The following is an 18,912-nucleotide window of genomic DNA, read 5'->3' on the forward strand; positions in this document are numbered from 1 at the left end:
CGTAACATTTAAGAGAGTTACGGGTTTTAAACTATTAAGCCTTATCCAACTGCAAGAGGGCTTCAATCTCTGCTAGGGTGTTGGCTTGTGAAATGGCTCCACGGAGTTTGGCAGCGCCAGATGTTCCACGGAGGTAGTGAGGGGCTAGTCCACGGAATTCACGGACTGCAACGTTTTCTCCTTTAAGTGCAATCAAGCGTGTTAAGTGTTCATAGGCAATTTTCATCTTGTCCTCAAAAGTCAAATCAGGGAGGATTTCTCCTGTTTCAAAGTAATGGTTGATTTGGTTGAAGAGGTAAGGATTTCCCATGGCAGCGCGACCAATCATGACTGCGTCAGCACCGACTTCTTCGATGCGTTGTTTGGCTTCTTGGACAGTACGGATGTCACCATTAGCGATAAATGGAATCTTGGTCAGAGCTTGAGCAACCTTGTGCAGGGTCTCAAGGTCTGCGTGACCTGTATACATTTGCTCACGGGTACGGCCATGCATGGCGAGGGCAGAAACACCTGCTGCTTCAGCAGCGAGGGCATTTTCTACTGCAAGAGACGGGTCAGCCCAGCCGGTACGCATTTTGACAGTAAGTGGAATATCAAGGACAGACTGGACCTTGTTGATGATAGAGTAAATCTTATCTGGATCCTTGAGCCACATAGCGCCAGCTTCGTTCTTCACGATTTTGTTAACAGGGCAGCCCATGTTGATATCCACGATATCGGTTTTGGTGTTTTCTTGGATGAATTCTGCTGCGCGTGCTAGGCTGTCTTCATCACTACCAAAAAGTTGGATAGAAACAGGGTTTTCGCCTTCGTCGATATGAAGCATGTGCAAGGTTTTTTCATTGTTGTATTGGATTCCCTTGTCAGAGACCATTTCCATGACAACGAGTCCAGCTCCGAGCTCTTTTGCGATGGTACGAAAGGCTGAGTTGGTCACGCCAGCCATGGGCGCTAAAACGGTACGATTGGGAATCTCAACATTGCCAATCATAAAAGGTGTATTAAGATTTGTCACGAATGAGTTCCTCCAGGTCGTTTTCATCAAAGTTGTAAGTTGTTTGGCAGAATTGACAAGTGATTTCTGCCCCGTGGTCTTCCTCTTTCATTTCCTGTAGGTCTGAGCTTGGAAGGCTGGCAAGAGCGTTCATAAAGCGTTCATGGCTACAGTCACATTGGAAACGGATTTCTTCTTCAGAAAGACGCTTGTAGGCCTCGTCACCGTAGATAGCTTTGAGGAGGGCTTCGATATGGTCTTCACTTTCCAGAAGGGTCGAGATAGCTGGCATTTCTTGGATGCGTTTCTCAAAACGGGCAATCTCTTCTTCCTTGGCTCCCGGCAAGACTTGAACTAGGAAACCACCAGCAACCTTGACCTTGTCTTCTTCGTCCAAAAGGACATTGAGGCCGACTGCAGAAGGGGTTTGTTGGCTTTCAGTCAGGTAAAAGGCAAGGTCTTCACCGATTTCCCCAGAAATGAGGGGAGTCATAGAGTTGTAAGGATTTCCAGTACCGTAGTCTGTGATAACGAGGAATTGACCATTGCCGACAAAAGGTCCAACTAAAACTTCACCAGTTGCAGTCTTTTTGATGTCAACACCAGGATTTTGAACGTAACCTTTGACATTCCCCTTGGTATCAGCGACGGTGATGATAGCACCTAGAGAGCTAGAGCCCAGTACCTTCACTGTTAGTTTGGTATTTCCTTTTTCATTGGCTGCGAGAATCTGGCTAGCGATAAGAGTTCGACCAAGCGCTACAGTTGAGCTAGCTTGGGTTTGGTGTTTTTCTTGAGCAGTGCGGACGGTTTCAGTGCTATCAAGGACAAAAGCACGAAAGGCGCCACTTTCTGATATTGTTTTAATAATTTTATCCATAGCTACTATTTTAGCATAAAAATGCCCAAAGGGGGAGCCGTGTGTTTGTTGATTTTCAGGAGAATGGATAAGGAAATCAGCAGGTAAATAAAAAGAGAAACAGATTATTTCAGCATTTGTAAGATTTATGCTATGCTTAAGGTAGAAAATGAAAGGGGTAACAAATGTATTTAGGAGATTTGATGGAAAAGGCTGAATCTGGCCAATTTTCAATCCTTTCCTTTCTATTACAAGAGTCTCAGACGACTGTCAAGGCTGTAATGGAGGAAACAGGATTTTCAAAAGCAACCCTAACCAAATATGTCACCCTGCTCAATGACAAGGCTTTGGATAGTGGCTTAGAGCTGACTATTCACTTAGAAGATGAAAATTTGCGTCTGTCAATCGGTGCAGCTACCAAGGGGAGAGATATTCGGAGCTTGTTTTTGGAGAATGCTGTTAAATACCAGATTTTGGTCTATCTTCTCTACCACCAACAGTTTTTAGCCCATCAGCTAGCTCAAGAATTGATGATTAGTGAGGCTACGCTTGGTCGCCACTTAGCTAGTTTAAATCAGATTTTGTCAGAATTTGACTTATCCATCCAAAATGGACGTTGGCGAGGTCCAGAGCATCAGATTCGTTACTTTTATTTTTGTCTTTTCCGCAAGGTCTGGTCGAGTCAGGAGTGGGAAGGTCACATGCAGAAACCAGAGAGAAAGCAGGAAATTGCTACACTAGAAGAAATCTGCGGTGCGAGTTTGTCTTCGGGGCAGAAGTTAGACTTGGTTCTATGGTCTCACATCAGTCAACAGCGTCTCCGGGTCAATGCCTGTCAGTTTCAAGTCATAGAAGAGAAAATGCGAGGGTATTTTGACAATATTTTCTACCTTCGTTTGTTGAGAAAGGCTCCGTCCTTTTTTGCTGGACAACACCTCCCTCTCGGAACTGAGGATGGGGAGATGATGATTTTCTTCTCTTTCCTCCTATCTCATCGCATCCTTCCTCTTCATACTATGGAATATATCCTTGGTTTTGGAGGGCAGTTGGCAGGTTTGCTGACGCAGTTGATTCAAGAAATGAAGAAAGAGGAGTTGCTGGGTGATTATACAGAGGACCATGTCACCTATGAACTTAGTCAGCTTTGTGCTCAAGTCTATCTATACAAGGGCTATATTTTACAGGACCGCTACAAGTACCAGTTAGAGAATCGCCATCCTTATTTGTTGATGGAACATGATTTTAGGGGGATAGCAGAGGAGGTTTTTCATACCTTGCCCACTTTTCAGCAGGGGACGGATTTGGATAAGAAAATTCTCTGGGAATGGCTCCAGTTAATCGAATATATGGCTGAAAATGGTGGCCAGCATATGCGGATTGGTCTGGATTTGACATCAGGTTTTCTTGTCTTTTCAAGGATGGCAGCCATTTTGAAACGGTATTTGGAATACAATCGTTTTATTACCATTGAAGCCTATGACCGAACTCGACATTATGATTTGCTGGTTACCAACAACCCGATTCATAAGAAGGAACAAACACCAGTCTATTATTTAAAAAATGACTTGGATATGGAAGATTTGGCGGCTATTCGTCAGTTATTATTTACCTAAAAGGCTTGGTTGTTCCAGGTCTTTTTTGTGAAATTCACACAATCTCCTCACATTTTTTAAAAAATTAAAAAAAGTTGATGAACAAGAAAGCGCTTTATTTTGTATACTAGTAAGTGTAAAGAGGAAACATCCTCAAGATCTTTATCAGGAGGACAGCACATGTCACAAGAAAAATATATCATGGCCATTGACCAGGGAACTACAAGTTCTCGTGCCATTATTTTCAACAAAAAAGGAGAAAAAGTTAGCTCGAGTCAAAAAGAGTTTACTCAGATTTTCCCTCAGGCAGGTTGGGTTGAGCACAATGCCAATGAAATTTGGAACTCCGTCCAGTCAGTTATTGCGGGTGCTTTCATCGAAAGTGGTGTCAAGCCAAATCAAATCGAAGCAATCGGAATTACCAACCAACGTGAAACAACGGTTGTCTGGGATAAGAAAACAGGGCTCCCTATTTACAATGCTATCGTTTGGCAATCACGTCAGACAGCACCTTTGGCTGAGCAACTAAAAAGTCAAGGTTATGTGGAAAAATTCCATGAAAAGACTGGTTTGATTATCGATGCTTACTTCTCTGCGACCAAGGTTCGTTGGATTTTGGACCATGTAGAGGGCGCTCAAGAGCGAGCAGAAAAAGGGGAATTGCTCTTTGGTACCATTGATACTTGGTTGGTTTGGAAATTGACTGATGGTGCGGCTCACGTGACTGACTACTCAAATGCAGCTCGTACCATGCTTTATAACATTAAAGAACTCAAATGGGATGATGAGATTTTGGAAATCCTCAACATTCCTAAGGCTATGCTTCCAGAAGTTCGTTCTAACTCTGAAATCTACGGTAAGACAGCCCCATTCCATTTCTACGGTGGAGAAGTGCCAATCTCAGGTATGGCTGGGGACCAACAAGCAGCCCTCTTTGGGCAGTTGGCCTTTGAACCTGGTATGGTTAAAAATACTTATGGAACAGGTTCTTTCATCATCATGAATACTGGTGAAGAAATGCAGTTATCTGAAAACAACCTCTTGACAACCATTGGTTACGGAATTAATGGCAAGGTTTACTATGCATTGGAAGGTTCTATCTTCATAGCAGGTAGTGCCATTCAGTGGCTTCGTGACGGTCTTCGCATGGTCGAAAATTCACCAGAATCTGAAAAATACGCTCGTGATTCTCACAACAACGATGAAGTTTATGTCGTTCCAGCCTTTACAGGTCTAGGCGCTCCATACTGGAACCAAAATGCTCGTGGTTCCGTCTTTGGTTTGACTCGTGGAACAAGTAAAGAAGACTTTATCAAGGCGACTTTACAATCTATCGCTTATCAAGTGCGTGACATCATCGATACCATGCAAGTGGATGCGCAGACAGCTATCCAAGTCTTGAAAGTAGACGGTGGTGCAACTATGAACAATTTCCTCATGCAGTTCCAAGCGGACATCTTGGGAATCGACATCGCACGTGCCAAAAACTTGGAAACAACAGCTCTAGGGGCAGCCTTCTTAGCAGGTTTATCAGTAGGTTACTGGAAAGACTTGGATGAGTTGAAACTCTTGAACGAGACAGGAGAACTCTTTGAGCCATCTATGAACGAATCTCGCAAGGAACAACTCTACAAGGGCTGGAAGAAGGCTGTGAAAGCAACGCAAGTCTTTGCGGAAGTAGACGACTAATACTGGAAGAATAAAGCGACTCAGTTAGAAAGTGTGTAAATATGGAATTTTCAAAGAAAACACGTGAATTATCAATTCAAAAAATGCAGGAACGTACCTTGGACCTCTTGATTATCGGTGGAGGAATCACCGGTGCTGGTGTAGCTTTGCAGGCGGCAGCCAGTGGTCTAGATACTGGTTTGATTGAAATGCAAGACTTCGCAGAAGGAACATCTAGCCGTTCAACTAAATTGGTTCACGGAGGACTTCGTTACCTTAAGCAATTTGACGTAGAAGTGGTCTCAGATACAGTTTCTGAACGTGCAGTGGTTCAACAAATCGCACCACACATTCCAAAACCGGACCCAATGCTCTTGCCAGTTTACGATGAAGATGGAGCAACCTTTAGTCTCTTCCGTCTCAAAGTAGCCATGGACTTGTACGACCTTTTGGCAGGAGTTAACAACACACCAGCTGCCAACAAGGTTTTGAGCAAGGATCAAGTCTTGGAACGCCAGCCAAACTTGAAGAAAGAAGGTTTGGTAGGAGGTGGGGTTTACCTTGACTTCCGTAACAACGATGCGCGTCTCGTGATTGAAAACATCAAACGTGCCAACCAAGACGGTGCCCTCATTGCCAGCCACGTTAAGGCAGAAGGCTTCCTCTTTGACGAAAACGGCAAGATTACAGGTGTTGTAGCCCGTGATCTCTTGACAGACCAAGCCTTTGAAATCAAGGCCCGTCTGGTGATTAACACAACAGGTCCTTGGAGCGATAAGGTGCGCAATTTGTCTAATATGGGAACCCAATTCTCACAAATGCGTCCAACTAAGGGAGTTCACCTGGTAGTGGATTCAAGCAAGATCAAGGTGTCACAGCCAGTTTACTTTGATACAGGTTTGGGTGATGGCCGTATGGTCTTTGTTCTCCCACGTGAAAACAAGACTTACTTTGGTACAACTGATACAGACTACACAGGTGATTTGGAACATCCAAAAGTGACGCAGGAAGATGTAGATTATCTACTTGGTATTGTCAACAACCGCTTCCCAGAAGCGAATATTACAGTTGCTGACATTGAAAGTAGCTGGGCAGGTCTTCGTCCATTGATCGCAGGTAATAGCGCTTCTGACTACAATGGAGGAAATAACGGAACCATCAGTGATGAAAGCTTTAACAACTTGATTGCTACTGTTGAATCTTATCTCTCTAAAGAAAAAACGCGTGAAGATGTTGAGTCTGCTGTCAGCAAGCTTGAAAGCAGTACCTCTGAGAAACATTTGGACCCATCTGCTGTTTCTCGTGGCTCTAGCTTGGACCGAGATGATAATGGTCTCTTGACCCTTGCTGGTGGTAAAATCACAGACTACCGTAAGATGGCTGAAGGAGCTATGGAGCGCGTGGTTGACATCCTCAAAGCAGAATTTGACCGTAGTTTTAAACTGATCAACTCTAAGACTTACCCTGTTTCAGGTGGAGAATTGAACCCAGCAAATGTAGACTCAGAAATCGAAGCTTTTGCGCAACTTGGAGTGTCACGTGGATTGGATAGTAAGGAAGCCCATTACCTAGCAAATCTTTACGGTTCAAATGCACCGAAGGTCTTTGCTCTTGCTCATAGTTTGGAACAAGCACCAGGACTCAGCTTGGCAGATACTTTATCACTTCACTATGCAATGCGCAATGAGTTGGCTCTTAGCCCAGTTGACTTCCTTCTTCGTCGTACCAACCATATGCTCTTTATGCGTGATAGTTTGGATAGCATCGTTGAGCCAGTTTTGAATGAAATGGGACGATTCTATGACTGGACAGAAGAAGAAAAAGCAACTTACCGTGCTGATGTCGAAGCAGCTCTCGCTAATAACGATTTAGCAGAATTAAAAAATTAAGAAAAAATAAAAAAAATAAAAAAAATAAAAGAGGTGGAGGGTAGGACTCCTTGTCGCCCGCCCCTTCTTTTTAATGGAGACAGAAAGATGACGAATGAATTATTTGGAGAATTTTTGGGGACTTTAATCCTGATTCTTCTAGGAAATGGTGTTGTAGCAGGTGTAGTTCTTCCTAAAACCAAGAGCAATAGCTCAGGTTGGATTGTGATTACTATGGGTTGGGGGATTGCGGTTGCAGTTGCAGTTTTTGTATCTGGCAAGCTCAGTCCAGCTCATTTAAACCCAGCTGTGACCATTGGTGTGGCCTTAAAAGGTGGTTTGCCTTGGGCTTCCGTTTTTCCATACATCCTAGCTCAGTTCGCAGGGGCTATGCTTGGTCAGATTTTGGTTTGGTTGCAATTCAAACCTCACTATGAGGCAGAAGAAAATGCAGGAAATATCCTGGCAACCTTCAGTACTGGACCAGCCATCAAGGATACTGTATCAAACTTGATTAGCGAAATCCTTGGAACCTTTGTTTTGGTGTTGACAATCTTTGCTTTGGGGCTTTATGATTTTCAGGCAGGTATCGGAACCTTCGCAGTTGGAACCTTGATTGTCGGTATTGGTCTATCACTAGGTGGGACAACAGGCTATGCCTTGAACCCTGCACGTGACCTTGGACCTCGTATCATGCACAGTATCCTTCCAATTTCAAACAAGGGAGACGGAGACTGGTCTTACGCTTGGATTCCTGTTGTGGGACCTGTTATCGGTGCAGCCTTGGCCGTTCTCGTATTCTCACTTTTCTAATCTGGAAAACAACTATGTTGATAGAGCTTGAGATGGAAATCTCAGGCTTTTTTCTTTTAAAATATACATAGAAAACCGCATAATCCTTAAAATAAGCTGAAATCTATTGAAAACATACGGTAAACAATTGAAAAAATACTATATAAAGTGGTACAATGGTAGAAAAATAAGCTAGTAAGAATCACTCTTATTTTAGCGAAAAATTACAGAAATGAATGGTTTTTCTTGATGAAACAGAGAAAAGAATTGTACCTTTTTCTTGGTCGGACAGCCTTGTATTTTCTTATCTTTCTAGGGCTGCTTTACTTCTTTAGCTATCTTGGTCAGGGTCAAGGAAGCTTTATCTATAATGAATTTTAACTTGAAGGAGAATTCCTATTGTGTCAAATAAACCAATAGTAGATATGATTGAAACCATTGAGCATTTTGCTCAGATACAGCCTAGCTATCCTGTTTATAATGTTTTGGGGCAGGAACACACTTATGGCGATTTAAAGGCTGATTCGGATAGTTTGGCTACAGCCATTGACCAACTAGGCTTGCTTGAAAAGTCTCCTGTGGTTGTTTTTGGTGGCCAAGAATATGAAATGTTGGCAACTTTTGTAGCGCTGACTAAGTCAGGTCATGCCTACATTCCCATTGATAGCCATTCGGCCTTGGAGCGAGTTTCGGCTATTTTAGAAGTAGCGGAGCCAAGTTTGATTATTGCCATTTCAGACTTTCCTTTGGAGCAGGTTTCTACACCGATGATGACTCTAGCTCAGGTTCAAGAAGCCTTTGCTCAAGGGACTAGCTATGAGATCACGCATCCAGTCAAGGGCGATGATAATTACTACATTATCTTTACTTCTGGTACGACTGGTAAGCCAAAGGGAGTGCAGATTTCCCATGATAACCTCCTCAGCTTTACCAACTGGATGATTACGGATAAGGAATTTGCGACGCCAAGTCGTCCGCAAATGCTGGCTCAACCACCTTATTCATTTGACCTGTCTGTCATGTACTGGGCACCGACCTTGGCACTTGGTGGGACGCTTTTTGCTCTTCCATCTGCCATTACTCAGGACTTTAAGCAACTCTTTGCGACTATCTTTTCATTGCCAATCGCTATCTGGACATCAACCCCTTCTTTTGCAGATATGGCCATGTTGTCTGAAGCCTTCAACAGTGAGAAAATGCCTGGAATCACGCATTTCTACTTTGATGGTGAAGAATTGACGGTCAAAACGGCTCAAAAACTGCGTGAGCGTTTCCCGAATGCCCGTATTATCAATGCTTACGGTCCAACAGAAGCGACAGTAGCCTTGTCAGCTGTTGCTGTGACAGACGAGATGTTGGCGACTCTCAAACGCCTACCAATCGGCTATACCAAGGCTGATTCTCCAACCTTTATCATTGACGAGGAAGGAAATAAACTGCCAAATGGCGAACAGGGAGAAATCATTGTGTCAGGACCAGCTGTTTCAAAAGGTTATATGAACAATCCTGAAAAAACGGCAGAAGCCTTCTTTGAGTTTGAAGGTCTGCCAGCCTACCATACAGGCGATGTGGGAACCATGACAGATGAGGGCTTGCTTCTCTACGGCGGACGAATGGACTTCCAGATTAAGTTCAACGGTTACCGCATTGAGTTAGAAGATGTCTCTCAAAACCTCAACAAGTCTCGCTTTATCGATTCTGCTGTCGCTGTCCCACGTTATAATAAAGACCACAAGGTGCAAAATCTATTGGCCTATGTCATTTTAAAAGATGGTGTGCGTGAGCAGTTTGAGCGTGATATCGATATTACCAAGGCCATTAAGGAAGATTTGACAGACATCATGATGTCCTACATGATGCCGTCTAAATTCCTTTATCAAGACAGTTTGCCACTGACTCCAAATGGAAAGATTGACATTAAAGGATTGATTAACGAGGTGAATAAGAGATGATGGAGTTCTTTCAACAGCTTCCTCATTTAGAGCCATACGGCAATCCTCAGTATTTTGTCTATGTGATTGCTGCAACCTTGCCCATCTTTATCGGTCTCTTTTTCAAGAAACGCTTTGCCTGGTACGAAGTGCTGGTAAGTCTCTTCTTTATTGTCACCATGTTGGTAGGTGGGAAGACCAATCAGTTGGCTGCCTTGGGTATTTACCTTTGCTGGGAAATATTGCTCCTGCTTTTCTACAAGCATTATCGAAAAAGCAAGGATGGCAAGTGGGTCTTCTACTTAGTTAGTTTTCTGTCCCTCCTTCCGATTATCTTTGTCAAGGTGCAGCCAGCTATCAATGGAACGCAGTCTTTGCTTGGATTTTTGGGAATTTCTTACCTGACATTTCGTTCGGTTGGGATTATCATCGAGCTGAGAGATGGAGTGATTAAGGATTTTACCCTCTGGGAATTCCTTCGTTTCCTTCTCTTCATGCCGACCTTTTCAAGTGGTCCAATCGATCGCTTTAAGCGATTTAATGAAAATTATCAGACCATTCCTGAGCGAGATGAGTTGATGGATATGCTGGATGAATCTGTTCGCTATATCATGTGGGGCTTTTTGTACAAGTTTATCCTAGCTCATGTTTTAGGAGAGACCTTACTCTCTCCTTTGAAGAATTTAGCCTTGCAGTCAGGTGGCTTCTTTAACCCCTATGCCTTGGCAGTCATGTATACCTTTGGTCTGGAACTTTTCTTTGACTTTGCAGGTTATTCTATGTTTGCCTTAGCCATTTCAAATTTGATGGGAATCCGTAGCCCTATCAACTTTAACAAGCCCTTTTTATCAAGGGATTTGAAGGAGTTTTGGAATCGCTGGCACATGAGCCTTTCTTTCTGGTTCCGTGACTTTGTCTTTATGCGAATGGTCATGGTGTTGACCAGAAAGAAGGTCTTTAAAAATCGCAATGTAACCTCAAGTGTGGCCTACATTGTAAATATGCTGATTATGGGATTTTGGCATGGAGTGACCTGGTACTATATCGCCTATGGACTCTTTCATGGATTAGGCTTGGTCATCAATGACGCTTGGGTTCGCAAGAAAAAAACGCTCAATAAGGAGAGGAAAAAAGCAGGGAAAGCTGCTCTGCCTGAGAATCGCTGGATTCAGTTGCTTGGCATGGTTGTCACCTTCCATGTCGTCATGCTGTCATTCTTAATCTTTTCTGGATTTTTGAATGATCTATGGTTTAAAAAATAAAGGAAATAAAATATGGATATCAAATCAGAAGTTATCAAAATTATTGATGAGTTGTTTATGGAAGATGTTTCTGACATGATGGATGAAGATCTTTTTGACGCAGGTGTCTTGGATAGTATGGGAACGGTTGAGTTGATTGTGGAGATTGAAAACCGTTTTGACATTCGTGTCCCTGTAACAGAGTTTGGTCGCGACGACTGGAATACAGCTAATAAAATCATAGCTGGTATTGTGGAGCTACAAAATGCTTAAACGCTTATGGATGATCTTCGGACCGGTCTTGATAGCTGGTTTGTTGGTTTTTCTGCTCATTTTCTTTTATCCTACTGAGATGCGTCATAATCTAGGACCTGAAAAGCGTTCAGCAGTGGCTACTACTATCGATAGTTTTAAGGAGCGAAGTCAAAAGGTCAGAGCACTATCTGATCCGAACATACGTTTTGTTCCCTTCTTTGGCTCTAGTGAATGGCTTCGTTTTGACGGTGCTCATCCTGCAGTCTTGGCTGAGAAGTATAATCGCTCCTACCGTCCGTATCTTTTAGGACAGAGGGGAGCTGCATCGCTTAACCAGTATTTTGGAATGCAACAGATGTTGCCACAGCTAGAGAATAAACAAGTTGTGTATGTTATCTCACCCCAGTGGTTCAGTAAATATGGTTATGAGCCAGCAGCTTTTCAGCAGTATTTTAATGGAGACCAGTTGACCAGTTTTCTGGAACATCAATCTGGAGATCAGGCTAGCCAATATGCGGCGACTCGCTTACTACAGCAGTTTCCTAACGTAGCTATGAAGGATTTGGTTCAGAAGTTGGCAAGTAAAGAAGAATTGTCGACGGCAGACAATGAAATGATTGAATTATTGGCTCGGTTTAATGAACGCCAAGCTTCCTTTTTTGGGCAGTTTTCAGTTAGAGGCTATGTCAATTATGATAAGCATGTAGTTAAGTATTTAAAGACCTTGCCAGACCAGTTTTCTTATCAAGCTATAGAAGATGTCGTTAAAGCAGATGCTGAAAAGAATACTTCCAATAATGATCTGGGAATGGAAAATTATTTCTATAATACGCAGATTAAGAAGGATCTGAAGAAATTAAAGGACTCTCAGAAAAGCTTTACCTATCTCAAGTCGCCAGAGTATAATGACTTGCAGTTGGTTTTAACACAGTTTTCTAAATCTAGGGTAAACCCGATTTTTATCATTCCACCTGTTAATAAAAAATGGATGGACTACGCTGGTTTACGAGAGGATATGTACCAACAAACGGTGCAGAAGATTCGCTACCAATTAGAAAGTCAAGGTTTTACCAATATAGCAGATTTTTCTAAGGACGGCGGGGAGCCTTTCTTTATGAAGGACACCATTCACCTTGGTTGGTTAGGTTGGTTGGCATTTGATAAGGCCGTTGATCCCTTCCTATCCAATCCCACCCCAGCTCCGACGTACCATCTGAATGAGCGCTTTTTCAGTAAAGACTGGGCGACTTATGATGGAGATGTCAAGGCATTTCAATAGATAATAGTATAGAAGAGTTCAAGGATGAAACTAGTTTTCACGTTTTTTCTTGACTCTTTTTTTGGTTGTGATATAATTAACCAGTAAATAATTTTTCAAAGAATAGTATTTTTCTTTTAAAAAAGAGAAGTCTAAAAGGAAAGGAGTCAGATATGAGACAGCTAGCGAAGGATATCGATGCTTTTTTGAATGAGGTGATTTTACAGGCAGAAAACCAACATGAAATCCTAATAGGTCATTGTACTAGCGAGGTAGCTCTGACCAATACCCAGGAGCATATCCTCATGCTCTTGTCGGAGGAATCTTTAACAAATTCAGAGTTGGCTCGTCGTCTCAATGTCAGTCAGGCGGCAGTTACCAAGGCCATTAAGTCTTTGGTCAAGGAAGGGATGTTGGAAACATCTAAAGATCCTAAGGATGCGCGTGTGATTTTTTATCAGTTGACTGATTTGGCTCGTCCAATCGCTGAGGAGCACCATCATCACCATGAGCATACACTTTTAACCTATGAACAAGTGGCGACTCAGTTTACTCCAAATGAACAAAAAGTGATCCAGCGGTTTTTGACTGCTTTAGTAGGAGAAATCAAATAATGAGATATATTACGGTAGAGGATTTATCCTTCTATTATGATAAGGAGCCCGTTCTTGAACATATCAATTATAGTGTTGATAGTGGGGAATTTGTTACCTTGACAGGGGAAAATGGGGCGGCTAAGACGACACTCATCAAGGCCAGTCTTGGAATCCTCCAGCCACGCATTGGAAAGGTGACCATTTCAAAGACAAATACGCAGGGTAAGAAATTGAGAATAGCTTACCTTCCTCAACAGATTGCCAGTTTTAACGCTGGTTTTCCAAGTACGGTTTATGAATTTGTCAAGTCGGGTCGCTATCCGCGAAAAGGCTGGTTCCGTCGTTTGAATGCTCATGATGAGGAGCATATCAAGGCTAGTTTGGACTCAGTTGGTATGTGGGAACACCGAGACAAACGCTTGGGGTCTCTCTCTGGGGGACAAAAGCAGCGAGCGGTGATCGCTCGTATGTTTGCTTCGGACCCAGATGTGTTTATCCTAGATGAGCCGACAACGGGGATGGATGCAGGAAGTAAAAATGAATTTTACGAACTTATGCACCACAGCGCCCATCATCATGGCAAGGCTGTTTTGATGATTACCCATGACCCTGAAGAAGTTAAGGATTATGCGGACCGCAATATTCATCTAGTCCGTAACCAAGACTCGCCATGGCGTTGTTTCAACGTTCATGAGAATGATCAGGAGGTGGGCCATGCTTAGTTTGTTATCTTATGACTTTATGCAACGTGCCTTTCTGGCTGTTATTGCCATGAGTCTTTTCTCGCCAGTTCTTGGAACCTTCCTTATCTTGCGCCGTCAGAGTTTGATGAGTGATACTCTTAGCCACGTCTCGCTTTCAGGTGTAGCCTTTGGGTTGGTTTTGGGGATTTCTCCGACAGTTTCTACGATTGCCATTGTCTTGATTGCGGCGGTCTTTCTGGAGTATCTCCGTACGGTTTACAAGAGCTTTATGGAAATCGGGACGGCTATCCTTATGTCAACAGGTCTGGCTGTTTCTCTGATTGTCATGAGCAAGGGAAAAAGTTCTAGTTCTATGAGTTTGGACCAGTACCTTTTTGGTTCAATCGTGACTATCAGCGAAGAGCAGGTTATTTCCCTCTTTGTCATTGCGGCGGTTGTTTTGATTTTGACCTTCCTCTTCCTTCGTCCAATGTATATCCTGACCTTTGATGAGGATACGGCCTTTGTGGATGGCTTGCCCGTTCGTACCATGTCCATTCTTTTTAACATGGTGACGGGGGTGGCCATTGCCCTTATGATTCCAGCTGCGGGAGCTCTTCTGGTATCGACCATTATGGTCTTACCAGCTAGTATTGCCCTGCGTCTGGGGAAAAATTTTAAATCGGTTATGCTACTTGCTAGTGCTATTGGCTTTTTGGGAATGGTGGCAGGACTCTACATTTCCTACTATGCAGAAACACCTGCAAGTGCAAGTATTACTATTATTTTTGTAACTGTTTTCTTGCTAATTAGTTTAGTAAGACGTTTTATCAAATAGGAGACTAAGATGAAAAAAATTAGCTTATTACTAGCCAGTCTATGTGCCTTGTTTTTAGTGGCTTGTTCCAATCAAAAGCAGGCAGATGGCAAACTAAATATCGTGACAACCTTTTACCCTGTCTATGAATTTACCAAGCAAGTTGCAGGAGATACTGCTAATGTAGAACTCCTAATCGGTGCTGGTACAGAACCCCATGAATACGAACCATCTGCCAAGGCAGTTGCCAAAATCCAAGACGCAGACACCTTCGTTTATGAAAATGAAAACATGGAAACTTGGGTTCCTAAATTGCTAGATACCTTGGATAAGAAAAAGGTCAAAACCATCAAGGCGACAGGCGATATGTTGCTCTTGCCAGGTGGTGAGGAAGAAGAGGGAGACCATGACCATGGAGAAGAAGGCCATCACCATGAGTTTGACCCCCATGTTTGGTTATCACCAGTTCGTGCCATTAAACTTGTAGAGCACATCCGTGACAGCTTGTCAGCAGATTATCCTGATAAAAAAGAGACCTTTGAGAAGAATGCGGCTGCCTATATCGAAAAATTGCAAGCCTTGGATAAGGCTTATGCAGAAGGCTTATCCAAAGCCAAACAAAAGAGCTTTGTAACGCAACACGCAGCCTTTAAATATCTCGCCTTGGACTATGGACTCAAACAAGTCGCAATCTCAGGCCTTTCTCCAGATGCCGAGCCATCAGCTGCTCGTTTGGCAGAATTGACAGAGTATGTCAAGAAAAATAAAATCGCCTATATCTACTTTGAAGAAAATGCCTCACAAGCCCTTGCTAACACACTTTCAAAAGAGGCAGGTGTCAAAACAGATGTCCTCAATCCTTTAGAAAGTCTGACAGAAGAAGATACCAAGGCTGGAGAAAATTACATCTCTATCATGGAGAAAAACCTCAAGGCTCTAAAACAAACAACAGACCAAGAAGGTCCAGCTATCGAACCTGAAAAGGCAGAGGATACGAAGACAGTTCAAAATGGTTACTTTGAGGATGCAGATGTCAAGGATCGTACCTTGAGTGACTATGCAGGTAACTGGCAATCAGTTTATCCTTTCCTTGAAGATGGAACTTTTGATCAGATCTTTGACTACAAGGCTAAGTTGACTGGTAAGATGACTCAGGCTGAGTACAAGGCCTACTATACAAAAGGCTATCAGACAGATGTGACTAAGATTAATATCACTGATAACACTATGGAATTTGTTCAAGGTGGACAAAGTAAGAAATTCACCTACAAGTATGTTGGTAAGAAAATCTTAACTTACAAGAAAGGCAATCGTGGCGTGCGCTTCCTCTTTGAAGCCACAGATGCAGACGCTGGACAATTCAAGTATGTTCAGTTTAGTGACCACAATATCGCCCCAGTTAAGGCAGAACATTTCCATATCTTCTTTGGAGGCACAAGCCAAGAAGCCCTCTTTGAAGAAATGGATAACTGGCCAACCTACTACCCAGATAACCTATCTGGACAAGAAATCGCCCAAGAAATGTTGGCGCATTGATGAGAAATCGACTAGTTCATAGGAGCTAGTCGGTTTTTGGGTACTAGATGGCTAACTTCATTATAGATCTTTCAGAACTTTAAACAATAAATAAAACTCTTGAAATCTTAGCGCTTGTGTGTTAGAATAATTTTATCGGGTAAGGTTCATTAGAACACCAAATCCCTTAACTATTGCAGTAGTTAAGGGATTTTTTGGTATATTCTATAGTAATAGAAAAAGACCCTCTAAATTTTGTAGAGAGCCTTAAAAAATCAAAATAAAAAGATAACCCCAGGCACATAGGAATGCTCAACCTTTCAGTCTACCCCATTCTGGGACCCAGCGTTTATCCTTCACAAGTTATCTTATTGAGTTCATTATATCACACTTATGGAAAATGTAAAGAAATTTGTATAGTATTTTTAAATGAATTGATGAAAAATCAAATACCTTTCAGAACTAAGGAACTTTAAATAATAAATAAAACTCTTGAAATATCTGGGCTTATATGCTAGAATGTAGTTAGTGTATAAGGTTCATTAGAACACCAAAGCCCCTAACTACTGCCATAGTTAAGGGCTTTTTTGACGTATCTTAGCGATTTAACGGGTGTTGATAGGCTAGTCAGTCGGTCTACTTCTTACCATCTAGCCATTTGCAGACGAAATACAAGATAATTCCTGCTATAACATCCGCTATAATAGTAAGAGCAAGCTCAGGCATAAGGCTCATTAGTTTCACCTCCTCTCACGACCCCATAGGAACGTAATCGGTAACCGATGACCAAAATAGTATACCACACTAAATTTAGATCATCAAGGTCACTTAATGCTTGAACTATTGTAGATTATATGCTAGAATATAGTTAATTGATAAGGTTCATTAGAACACCAAAGCCCCTAACTAGTGCGATAGTTAAGGGCTTTTTTGACGTATCTTAGCGATTTAACGCGTGTTGATAGGCTAGTCACTCGGTTTACTCTTTACTATCTAGCCATCTGCAGACGAAATACAAGATAATTCCAGCTATAACATCCGCTATAATAGTAAGAGCGAGCTCTATGATAAGGCTCATTAGTTTCACCTCCTCTCACGACCCCATAGGAACGTAATCGGTAACCGATGACAAAAGTATTATACCACACTAAATTTAGATCATCAACCTCACTTAATGCTTGAACTATTGTAGATTATATGCTAGAATATAGTTAATTGATAAGGTTCATTAGAACACCAAAGCCCTTAACTATTGCCGTAGTTAAGGGCTTTTTTGACGTATCTTAGCGATTTAACGGGTGTTGATAGGCTAGTCAGTCGGTCTACTCCTTACTATCTAGCCATCTGCAGACGAAATACAAGATAATTCCAGCTATAACATCCGCTATAATAGTAAGAGCGAGCTCTATGATAAGGCTCATTAGTTTCACCTCCTCTCACGAACCCATAGGAACGTAATCGGTAACCGATGACAAAAATAGTATACCACAATAAATTTAGATCATCAACATTGCTTAATGCTTGAACTATTGGAGTGCGGTTCACTGTAATGATGTTTTTGTTATCCTATTAAAGGGTTAGCTGTTATTTGTTTTGTTTAGTTAGCCATAGCTTGAAAAGTTCAGATAGTACTTGGATAAATAACGGAGCTAGAAATATTCTGAGCAAGGTTTCTAATATATGTAACTTAAATTGATAGAAATTAGACGACAATAGGACAATTCATCTCTAATTATTGACATTTCAGGAAAAATCGCAGTAAAAACGGTACAGCCTTCTTTAAATGTGCTATAATACTAGAAAAATACTTGTGGAGGTTCCATTATGGCAATATTTTTCATGATTTTTCTGATTGTTTGTGTGCTCCTATTGGTGATAGTCACACTGAGTACGGTTTATGTGGTTCGTCAGCAGTCGGTGGCGATTATTGAACGCTTTGGGAAATACCAAAAGGTTGCCAATAGCGGTATTCATATTCGCTTGCCTTTTGGGATTGACTCGATTGCAGCGCGGATTCAGTTGCGTTTGCTGCAAAGTGATATTGTGGTTGAGACCAAGACCAAGGACAATGTGTTCGTTATGATGAATGTAGCGACTCAGTACCGTGTCAATGAACAGAGCGTGACAGATGCCTACTATAAACTTATGCGTCCAGAATCTCAGATTAAATCTTATATCGAAGACGCTCTTCGCTCTTCTGTTCCAAAATTAACCTTGGATGAATTGTTTGAGAAAAAAGATGAGATTGCCCTTGAAGTTCAACACCAAGTGGCGGAAGAAATGACTACTTATGGTTATATTATCGTGAAAACCTTGATTACTAAGGTGGAGCCAGATGCAGAAGTTAAGCAATCCATGAATGAAATCAATGCGGCGCAACGCAAACGGGTCGCAGCGCAAGAATTGGCGGAAGCTGACAAGATTAAAATCGTCACTGCAGCTGAAGCCGAAGCAGAAAAAGACCGCCTTCATGGTGTGGGGATTGCCCAACAACGTAAGGCGATTGTGGATGGATTGGCAGAGTCTATCACTGAACTCAAGGAAGCCAATGTTGGCATGACAGAAGAGCAAATCATGTCCATTCTTTTGACCAACCAGTATTTGGATACCTTGAATACCTTTGCCTCTAAAGGAAATCAGACTATCTTTTTACCAAATACTCCAAATGGTGTAGATGATATCCGTACACAAATCTTGTCAGCCCTTCGCGCTGAGAAGAAATAATAGACTAAAGAGCTTGGCAACAGGCTCTTTTTGTATTACGTTTGTTAAGAAAAACAAAGAACATTGATATACATTTAACTAAAAATTATTGTATATTGTCTACTTTAATTAGGAATGAT

16 protein-coding genes are annotated in these 18,912 nt (G+C 42.1%); 14 read left to right on the forward strand and 2 right to left on the reverse strand.

The window, feature by feature from the left end; genetic code table 11:
• Positions 1-34: 34 nt before the first annotated feature.
• Both dusB and hslO read right to left on the reverse strand, forming a co-directional pair.
• A complete protein-coding gene (gene dusB / locus OVN23_RS08320; protein WP_173228934.1) occupies positions 35-1,015 on the reverse strand; it encodes a tRNA dihydrouridine synthase DusB in 981 nt (326 codons plus the stop codon).
• Positions 1,002-1,874 carry an Hsp33 family molecular chaperone HslO gene (gene hslO, locus OVN23_RS08325; RefSeq protein ID WP_000357854.1) on the reverse strand — a complete coding sequence of 291 codons (873 nt, stop codon included), beginning with the start codon at positions 1,872-1,874 and terminating at the stop codon, positions 1,002-1,004. Before hslO ends, dusB begins: the two co-directional genes overlap by 14 nt.
• A gap of 164 nt (positions 1,875-2,038) precedes the next feature.
• Here hslO and OVN23_RS08330 point away from each other — a divergent pair, with 164 nt between their 5' ends.
• The 14 genes from OVN23_RS08330 (at position 2,039) to OVN23_RS08395 (ending at position 18,793) form a co-directional block, all read left to right on the forward strand.
• Positions 2,039-3,466, forward strand: a complete 1,428-nt coding sequence (locus tag OVN23_RS08330; RefSeq protein WP_267240960.1) for a helix-turn-helix domain-containing protein — start codon at positions 2,039-2,041, stop codon at positions 3,464-3,466.
• Between the two features lie 159 nt (positions 3,467-3,625).
• Positions 3,626-5,134, forward strand: a complete 1,509-nt coding sequence (gene glpK, locus OVN23_RS08335) for a glycerol kinase GlpK (RefSeq protein WP_267240961.1) — start codon at positions 3,626-3,628, stop codon at positions 5,132-5,134.
• Positions 5,135-5,175: 41 nt separating this feature from the next.
• Positions 5,176-7,002 carry a type 1 glycerol-3-phosphate oxidase gene (gene glpO / locus OVN23_RS08340; protein WP_267240962.1) on the forward strand — a complete coding sequence of 609 codons (1,827 nt, stop codon included), beginning with the start codon at positions 5,176-5,178 and terminating at the stop codon, positions 7,000-7,002.
• Positions 7,003-7,089: 87 nt separating this feature from the next.
• Positions 7,090-7,794, forward strand: coding sequence for an MIP/aquaporin family protein (locus tag OVN23_RS08345; RefSeq protein WP_173253004.1), 705 nt, complete (start codon positions 7,090-7,092; stop codon positions 7,792-7,794).
• A 228-nt stretch (positions 7,795-8,022) separates the two neighbouring features.
• Positions 8,023-8,154, forward strand: a complete 132-nt coding sequence (locus OVN23_RS08350; RefSeq protein ID WP_000813667.1) for a teichoic acid D-Ala incorporation-associated protein DltX — start codon at positions 8,023-8,025, stop codon at positions 8,152-8,154.
• A 20-nt stretch (positions 8,155-8,174) separates the two neighbouring features.
• Entirely contained in the window at positions 8,175-9,725 is a 1,551-nt protein-coding gene (gene dltA, locus OVN23_RS08355) for a D-alanine--poly(phosphoribitol) ligase subunit DltA (protein WP_173253003.1), read from the forward strand.
• Positions 9,722-10,966 (forward strand): D-alanyl-lipoteichoic acid biosynthesis protein DltB, encoded by a 1,245-nt coding sequence (dltB, locus tag OVN23_RS08360; protein WP_267240963.1) that lies wholly within the window; start codon positions 9,722-9,724, stop codon positions 10,964-10,966. The genes dltA and dltB overlap by 4 nt, the downstream gene beginning before the upstream one ends.
• Before the next feature lie 12 nt (positions 10,967-10,978).
• Positions 10,979-11,218 (forward strand): D-alanine--poly(phosphoribitol) ligase subunit DltC, encoded by a 240-nt coding sequence (dltC, locus tag OVN23_RS08365; RefSeq protein WP_173253001.1) that lies wholly within the window; start codon positions 10,979-10,981, stop codon positions 11,216-11,218.
• Complete coding sequence (gene dltD / locus OVN23_RS08370) at positions 11,211-12,479, forward strand: D-alanyl-lipoteichoic acid biosynthesis protein DltD (RefSeq protein ID WP_267240964.1); 1,269 nt, start codon at positions 11,211-11,213, stop codon at positions 12,477-12,479. Before dltC ends, dltD begins: the two co-directional genes overlap by 8 nt.
• A 152-nt stretch (positions 12,480-12,631) precedes the next feature.
• Positions 12,632-13,072: a zinc-dependent transcriptional regulator AdcR gene (adcR, locus tag OVN23_RS08375; RefSeq protein ID WP_001249308.1), complete on the forward strand. Its 441-nt coding sequence runs from the start codon at positions 12,632-12,634 to the stop codon at positions 13,070-13,072.
• Positions 13,072-13,776 (forward strand): metal ABC transporter ATP-binding protein, encoded by a 705-nt coding sequence (locus OVN23_RS08380; RefSeq protein WP_001269496.1) that lies wholly within the window; start codon positions 13,072-13,074, stop codon positions 13,774-13,776. Before adcR ends, OVN23_RS08380 begins: the two co-directional genes overlap by 1 nt.
• Positions 13,769-14,575 carry a metal ABC transporter permease gene (locus OVN23_RS08385; protein WP_000950038.1) on the forward strand — a complete coding sequence of 269 codons (807 nt, stop codon included), beginning with the start codon at positions 13,769-13,771 and terminating at the stop codon, positions 14,573-14,575. Before OVN23_RS08380 ends, OVN23_RS08385 begins: the two co-directional genes overlap by 8 nt.
• A 9-nt stretch (positions 14,576-14,584) precedes the next feature.
• Positions 14,585-16,090, forward strand: coding sequence for a zinc ABC transporter substrate-binding lipoprotein AdcA (gene adcA / locus OVN23_RS08390; RefSeq protein WP_173252999.1), 1,506 nt, complete (start codon positions 14,585-14,587; stop codon positions 16,088-16,090).
• A 1,818-nt stretch (positions 16,091-17,908) separates the two neighbouring features.
• The gene (locus tag OVN23_RS08395) at positions 17,909-18,793 is read left to right on the forward strand and encodes an SPFH domain-containing protein (RefSeq protein WP_025168872.1); all 885 of its coding nucleotides are present in this window, start codon (positions 17,909-17,911) and stop codon (positions 18,791-18,793) included.
• The last annotated feature ends 119 nt before the right edge of the window (positions 18,794-18,912 follow it).

It is taken from the genome of Streptococcus sp. Marseille-Q6488, from assembly GCF_946902925.1.
Classification (GTDB): domain Bacteria; phylum Bacillota; class Bacilli; order Lactobacillales; family Streptococcaceae; genus Streptococcus.

Coding starts and splice junctions, on each gene's coding strand:
- hslO (WP_000357854.1), bottom strand. CDS start 1,874: ATGGATAAAATTATTAAAACAATATCAGAAAGTGGCGCCTTTCGTGCT.
- OVN23_RS08330 (WP_267240960.1), top strand. CDS start 2,039: ATGTATTTAGGAGATTTGATGGAAAAGGCTGAATCTGGCCAATTTTCA.
- glpK (WP_267240961.1), top strand. CDS start 3,626: ATGTCACAAGAAAAATATATCATGGCCATTGACCAGGGAACTACAAGT.
- glpO (WP_267240962.1), top strand. CDS start 5,176: ATGGAATTTTCAAAGAAAACACGTGAATTATCAATTCAAAAAATGCAG.
- OVN23_RS08345 (WP_173253004.1), top strand. CDS start 7,090: ATGACGAATGAATTATTTGGAGAATTTTTGGGGACTTTAATCCTGATT.
- OVN23_RS08350 (WP_000813667.1), top strand. CDS start 8,023: ATGAAACAGAGAAAAGAATTGTACCTTTTTCTTGGTCGGACAGCCTTG.
- dltB (WP_267240963.1), top strand. CDS start 9,722: ATGATGGAGTTCTTTCAACAGCTTCCTCATTTAGAGCCATACGGCAAT.
- dltC (WP_173253001.1), top strand. CDS start 10,979: ATGGATATCAAATCAGAAGTTATCAAAATTATTGATGAGTTGTTTATG.
- dltD (WP_267240964.1), top strand. CDS start 11,211: ATGCTTAAACGCTTATGGATGATCTTCGGACCGGTCTTGATAGCTGGT.
- adcR (WP_001249308.1), top strand. CDS start 12,632: ATGAGACAGCTAGCGAAGGATATCGATGCTTTTTTGAATGAGGTGATT.
- OVN23_RS08380 (WP_001269496.1), top strand. CDS start 13,072: ATGAGATATATTACGGTAGAGGATTTATCCTTCTATTATGATAAGGAG.
- OVN23_RS08385 (WP_000950038.1), top strand. CDS start 13,769: ATGCTTAGTTTGTTATCTTATGACTTTATGCAACGTGCCTTTCTGGCT.
- adcA (WP_173252999.1), top strand. CDS start 14,585: ATGAAAAAAATTAGCTTATTACTAGCCAGTCTATGTGCCTTGTTTTTA.
- OVN23_RS08395 (WP_025168872.1), top strand. CDS start 17,909: ATGATTTTTCTGATTGTTTGTGTGCTCCTATTGGTGATAGTCACACTG.